A 5,945-nucleotide genomic window follows, 5' to 3' on the forward strand; every position below is an offset into this window, starting at 1 on the left:
GAGTAGGGGAACACTCCCCTGCCTAGTCAGGGGACTGTTCACCTACTCTGGTTCCGTTCTTGGTGTTAAATTTACGTTTAAAAACTTGTCACTAATTTCTACAAATAATATACAATTTTTTAAGTAAGAAAAACAATAATTTAAAAACTATCTTAAATTTTTTCTCATTTTTAGCTTGCTTTTAAAAATTTTATTGTATAGAATGGATTTATACCAAGGAAGTTCAGCTTCCTCCTATCTAACTACTTATCAAATAAAGGTTTTTTTTCATGGTGATTATTAGTATTATTAACATTATTATTTTGTAATTTCAAGTTGAGATTTTATAACTTATTTATTTAGAAGTACTCAACTTGCGAGTTACCAGCTAAATTAAAAGTTGTAAAATAATAATTTGAAGACGATGTTAAAGTACTAATACAGCTTAAGAAAAACTTCACCTCTCTTCTCTTATTATCTTCACCCTTATCTACCATCTTCTTATTAACCACTCAATCCGTTTGGTTATACGTTTTCTTCTCTTCAATTCGTAGATAAAAAATTCTTTTATAATTTTAGCTCGGCTAGCTCCAACTTTTAAACAAAGTATTAAAGTTTATATTGCTAATAAACAAGAATAAACTCCTTTATTCCTCAGTGGTTTATGAGGTTAAAAATTATAATTTAAAACCTCATCTTATGTTTGTTTGATTTGATTAATAACTAAAGATTTGTCGCTCTTTATAATTTTTTCTTTGAAACTATTGCACAAATCTAAAAAGCTGTTTAAACTATACTAGCATTTAAAGGTAATTTTAAATTATCTAAAAATGTTCAATATTTAATTTATTGGAGTAACTAAAAATGACTAACGCTAAAGTTCGCCTAGAATTAACAAGTACACCAAAAACTAAAGTGCCAGAAGATAAATTAGGTTTTGGTCAAGTATTTACAGATCATATGTTTGTTATGGATTGGGATGAAGAAAAAGGATGGCATGATGCTCGTGTTGTTCCACATGGTTCTTTATTACTAGATCCATCATTTGGTGCTTTACACTATGGTCAATCAATCTTTGAAGGTTTAAAAGCATACAATAATGGTGGTAAAGTTTACTTATTCCGTCCTAATAAGAACTTTGAGCGTTTAAATAACTCAGCAGACCGTATGTCTTTACCTCGTTTAGACGAAGAGTTTGCATTAGAAGCTTTAAAAGAATTTGTAAAAGTTGATCGCTCTTGGGTTCCTACTACTGAAGGTACTTCTTTATACTTACGTCCTTTAATGTTTAACTCTGAAGTAGGTTTAGGTGTGCACCCAGCTAAAAAAGTAACTTACTTAGTTTTAGCTTCTCCATCAGGTGCTTACTTCACAGGTGGTTTAAAACCAATCCGCTTATACGTTGAAGATGAATATGTACGTGCTGCTGTTGGTGGTGTAGGTTTTGCAAAAACTGCAGGTAACTATGCAGCTTCATTAAAAGGTCAATTAAAAGCTGAAGAGTTTGGTTGTCAACAATGTCTATGGTTAGATGCTAAAGAACACCGTTATGTTGAAGAAGGTGGTGCGATGAACGTATTCTTCAAAGTAAATGGCGAGTTCTACACTCCTGCTTTAACTGGTTCAATCCTTCCAGGTGTTACTCGTGACTCAATGTTACAATTACTAAGAGATCGCGGTGAAAAAGTTCACGAAGCACGCTTAGATGTTAACGAATTATTTGAACAAGCTAAAAATGGTCAACTAGAAGAAATGTTCTGTGTTGGTACAGCTGCAGTAGTTACTCCAGTAGGTACTTTAGTTCGCCAAAACCACCAAACTGGTGAGTTAGAAGAAGCTGTAATCAATGGCGGTCAAACAGGTAAATATACTCAAGATCTATACTCAGAACTAGTAAATCTACAACTAGGTAAAACCGAAGATAAACACGGTTGGTTAGTTGAAGTTTGTGATGCTGAATAATCTTGGAGAATAATATTTATGAAAATTTTAGTTGCTGGTTCAGGTGCTATGGGTTCTTGCTTTGGTCATGTTTTACACAAAGGTGGGAACGAAGTTACTTTATGCGATAAATGGGAAGAAAATTTAGAGGCAGTTAGAAGTCGCGGTCTTATTATTACTGATGTAGATAAGCGTGAAGAATCTCCTTTAAAAATGTATCACCCATCAGAAGTAACAGGTGATTTTGATCTAGTACTCCTATTTGCAAAATCTATGTATCTTGAAGATATGATCCAAGATATCAAACATTTAGTAAAAGAAAATACTAAAGTATTATGCTTATTAAATGGTCTTGGTCATTTAGAAACTTTAAGAAAGTATTTTGCTGATAAAAATATCTTAATGGGCGTTACTGTATGTACGGCGAAATTATTAGGTCCAGGCGACTTTTTACTTTCGTCACACTCAAATACAGAGATCAAAAACATAGATCCAAATGAAAGAGAAGCATGTGAAGCTGTTATCAAAGCATTCAACGATAGCACCATGCCAGCAACCTATTCTGAAGATATTGCTTACTCTATTTGGCGTAAAGCTTGCTTAAATGGAATGACTAATAGCGTTTGTGCTCTATTAGACATTAACATGCGCATGCAAGGCCAAATGGATGAGTCAAAAGAAATAATTCGTCAAATTATTTCTGAATTTGCGGCAGCTGCTGCTCTTGAAGGGGTTCATTTTAATGTAGATGAGTTCACAGAGTGGGGCTTTACTTTCTTAACTCCAGCATTTGCAGGAGTTGACCATTACCCATCAATGTGGCAAGATCTTGTAGCTAATAAACGTGCTACTGAAATTGACTACTTAAATGGTTATGTCGCTCGCAAATTAAAAGCAGCCGGTCAATGGGCTCCTTACTGTGAGTTAATTACTCGCTTTGTTCATGGTAAGGAAAAAGCTTTAGGCATTCCTTACACTTTTGTTAAATAACTTATCTAATAAAAAATGGCTTCAAATCAAAATACAGTACAACAAGTTGCCGAAAATAAGCTTACTGTAAAGCAATTTTTTCTTAATGTCTTAAACGGCATGGCAATCGGTATCGTTGCGGCTCTGATCTCTAATGCAGTGTTAGGTGGTATTTTGTCATCTCTTGCTGCTGAATCTACAGTTGCTCGTGGCTTACAATTTGTTGCAACCACCGTACAATTTGCAACTGCTCCGCTAATTGGTTTCTTAGTTGGAATTAACTTTAAATTCAACCCATTCCAATCAGCGTGTTTAGCTCTTGTAGCTTACATTGCCGCAGGTAACGTACAATTTGTTCCAGCACAAACATTTACGGTTTTAGTAGATGGAGTTGAACAAACTAAAACTATTGCCGCAGGGTTTGTAGTTAAAGGTCTAGGTGACATCCTAAACGTGCTTGTTGCTAGTTCACTAGCTGCGGGCTTAACCTTACTAATCAAAAATAAATTTGGCTCATTAACGCTATTATTACAACCAATCGTTGTAGGTGTTGGAGTTGGTTATGTTGGTTATGTATTAGGTCCTTATGTAGGCTCTGTTACTAAATACCTAGGTGAATTAATTCGTTACTTTACCGAATTACAGCCGTACATCATGTGTCCATTACTAGCTATTACTTTCTGTTTTGCAGTATCATCTCCATTATCTTCAGTTGCCTTAGCATTAATTACTGAAGTTAGTGGCTTATCATCAGGTGCTGCTAACATTGGAGTAGCTTCAGCTGCAACTTTCTTAATCATTGCTAGCTTCAAAGCTAACAGAATTGGGGTGCCAATCGCAATCTTCTTCGGAACTATTAAGATGATGTTACCTAAGATGGTTATGCGTCCGTACTTATTTATCCCTATGTTCGTTTTAGCGGCAGTTAATGGTCTAGCTGTGGCAGCTTTTGGTATCGTAGGTGATACATCTTCAGCTGGTTTCGGTTATATCTCATTAATCGGTCCATTAAAAGCTTACGCAATGATGGAATCAGAGTTTAAATTATTATTTATCGTTTTAGCTTATTTAGTAATTCCATTCGTAGTTGGTTATGTTATCCACTATGTATGTACTCGTGTGTTAAAACTATACGATAATCAATATTTTAAATTTGAAAGTTAATTTATTTTAATATCTGAAAAGGGGGAGTTTTACAACTCCCCCTTTTCGATTATTAAAAATTACTAAAAATTACTTATTCTTGCTTATCATTACTTCAAGTTTTTCCTTAAGCTAAACCTAAAGCTCTAGCATAACGAGCATCTACTTTTACCACACATTTTTTTACTATAGCAGATTTAGATGAGGTTGCAAAGCCGGCAAAGTGAGCTATTCTTGGAGGAATAATTACTCCTTCTCCTTGAGTTAGCTCTACATTTCTTAAAGCAGGAAGAGCAAAAGTAAAGATAGTATCATTTTCTACTTTAGGATCTGCTTCTTTTTTAATGCTAGCTGAAACAGCTTCTAGTTGATAAATATATTGCTCATTTCCAGCAAATACTAAGTGAATATCGTAAGTATGCTCATGATATTCACTTTTATAATAATTAAGCTCTTGAGGCTCAAACTCATTAAAGATTACTTTATTTACTAAATGAGAAATTTTCCCCTCTTCTAAATCGGCTAACTCTTTAGTTGCTAATTCTAATAAAGCTGGTTCAATCTGCGCATTTGGCAAATACTTCTCTACATTTTTTAGAAAATCACCTAAGTACTCTACCCTTACAGCAGGTAAGTCTTTAGCTGAAGCTTGAGCATAAGCTGTTAAAAGATCTAAGAAGTTTGTTAATACTTTTCTTTCTGGAAAAAAGTTATCTAAGTTAGCACTATGAAAGAAAATCATACTATTACCTACTAATTAAAAATAGTTATTATTTAAATCGATATTTAGCCAAACAAACCTATTTAACAAGTTATTTCTGACAAATTATTGTAAAATATACAAGATTGAAAAGATCTGTTAATATTATATCTTTTCTCAAAGAAAAATAGAGTTTATTCAAATTTTTTACTATATGGAAATTATTTTAGCAACCCCAAGAGGTTTTTGTGCTGGGGTAGATAGAGCTATTTCAATTGTTAATCTAGCTTTAGAGAATTTTGATCAACCTATCTATGTACGTCATGAAGTAGTACATAACCGTTACGTGGTTAATGATTTACGTAGCCGTGGAGCTATCTTTGTTGAAGAACTAGATGAGGTACCTGACAATAGCATCGTTATCTTCTCAGCTCATGGGGTTTCACAAGAGGTTAGACAGGAAGCAAAAAATCGTCAACTGACAGTCTTTGATGCAACTTGCCCATTAGTAACTAAAGTACACATGCAAGTAAGTCGTGCAGCTCGTAAAGGTATCAATGCAATTCTTATCGGGCACCAAGGACACCCTGAAGTAATTGGGACTATGGGGCAATACATTTCAAACAATTCAAGAATGGTCTTAGTAGAATCTATTGCTGACGTTGATCAACTTGATTTTGATGTAAATGAACCGCTAACTTACATGACGCAAACAACTTTATCATTAGATGATACGCGTGATATAATCGAAGCTTTACGTCAAAAATATCCTCATATCGAAGGACCTCGTAAAAATGATATTTGCTATGCGACAACCAACCGCCAAAATGCAGTAAGAGATTTAGCCCAACAAGTAGACATTATGTTTGTTGTTGGCTCAAAAAACTCTTCCAACTCTTCTCGTTTAGCCGAACTTGGTAATCGCTTAGGTACTAAAAGTTATCTAATTGACGGTAAACAAGACGTTCAATTAGAATGGTTAAAAGGTGTAAAGAAAATTGGCATTACTGCTGGCGCTTCAGCACCTGATATTCTTGTACAAGAGCTTATTAGTTACCTTAAAGAACATGGCGTACAAAATGTAAGTAATCTTTCAGGTCTAGTTGAAGAAGTATATTTCCAAGTACCAAAAGAATTACGTATTAAGAATATTACAGAATAATTGAAGATAACTCAAATGCTGTAATCATTGAAAAATAATAAAGGATCTTAA

Annotated in this window: 5 protein-coding genes; 4 read left to right on the forward strand and 1 reads right to left on the reverse strand. The window is 34.1% G+C overall.

Features of this window, described 5'->3' with window-relative positions; all coding sequences use genetic code 11:
• The first annotated feature begins 843 nt into the window (after nucleotides 1–843).
• From CKF54_RS01960 to CKF54_RS01970, 3 genes are read left to right on the forward strand one after another with little or no spacing between them, the layout of a single operon-like run.
• Complete coding sequence (locus tag CKF54_RS01960) at nucleotides 844–1,941, forward strand: branched-chain amino acid aminotransferase (protein WP_119524606.1); 1,098 nt, start codon at nucleotides 844–846, stop codon at nucleotides 1,939–1,941.
• A gap of 18 nt (nucleotides 1,942–1,959) precedes the next feature.
• On the forward strand, nucleotides 1,960–2,910 hold the full coding sequence (locus CKF54_RS01965; protein ID WP_119524607.1) for a ketopantoate reductase family protein: 951 nt from the start codon (nucleotides 1,960–1,962) through the stop codon (nucleotides 2,908–2,910).
• A gap of 15 nt (nucleotides 2,911–2,925) precedes the next feature.
• Nucleotides 2,926–4,053, forward strand: a complete 1,128-nt coding sequence (locus CKF54_RS01970; RefSeq protein WP_119524608.1) for a PTS transporter subunit IIC — start codon at nucleotides 2,926–2,928, stop codon at nucleotides 4,051–4,053.
• A 106-nt stretch (nucleotides 4,054–4,159) separates the two neighbouring features.
• Here the strand turns inward: CKF54_RS01970 and CKF54_RS01975 are convergent, their stop codons facing one another.
• The gene (locus tag CKF54_RS01975; RefSeq protein WP_119524609.1) at nucleotides 4,160–4,774 is read right to left on the reverse strand and encodes a YhcH/YjgK/YiaL family protein; all 615 of its coding nucleotides are present in this window, start codon (nucleotides 4,772–4,774) and stop codon (nucleotides 4,160–4,162) included.
• A gap of 172 nt (nucleotides 4,775–4,946) precedes the next feature.
• On the opposite strand from CKF54_RS01975, the gene ispH reads away from it, so the two are divergent.
• A complete protein-coding gene (gene ispH / locus CKF54_RS01980) occupies nucleotides 4,947–5,894 on the forward strand; it encodes a 4-hydroxy-3-methylbut-2-enyl diphosphate reductase (RefSeq protein WP_119524610.1) in 948 nt (315 codons plus the stop codon).
• Nucleotides 5,895–5,945 lie beyond the last annotated feature (51 nt).

It is taken from the genome of Psittacicella hinzii, from assembly GCF_003585885.1.
Taxonomy (GTDB): domain Bacteria; phylum Pseudomonadota; class Gammaproteobacteria; order Enterobacterales; family Psittacicellaceae; genus Psittacicella.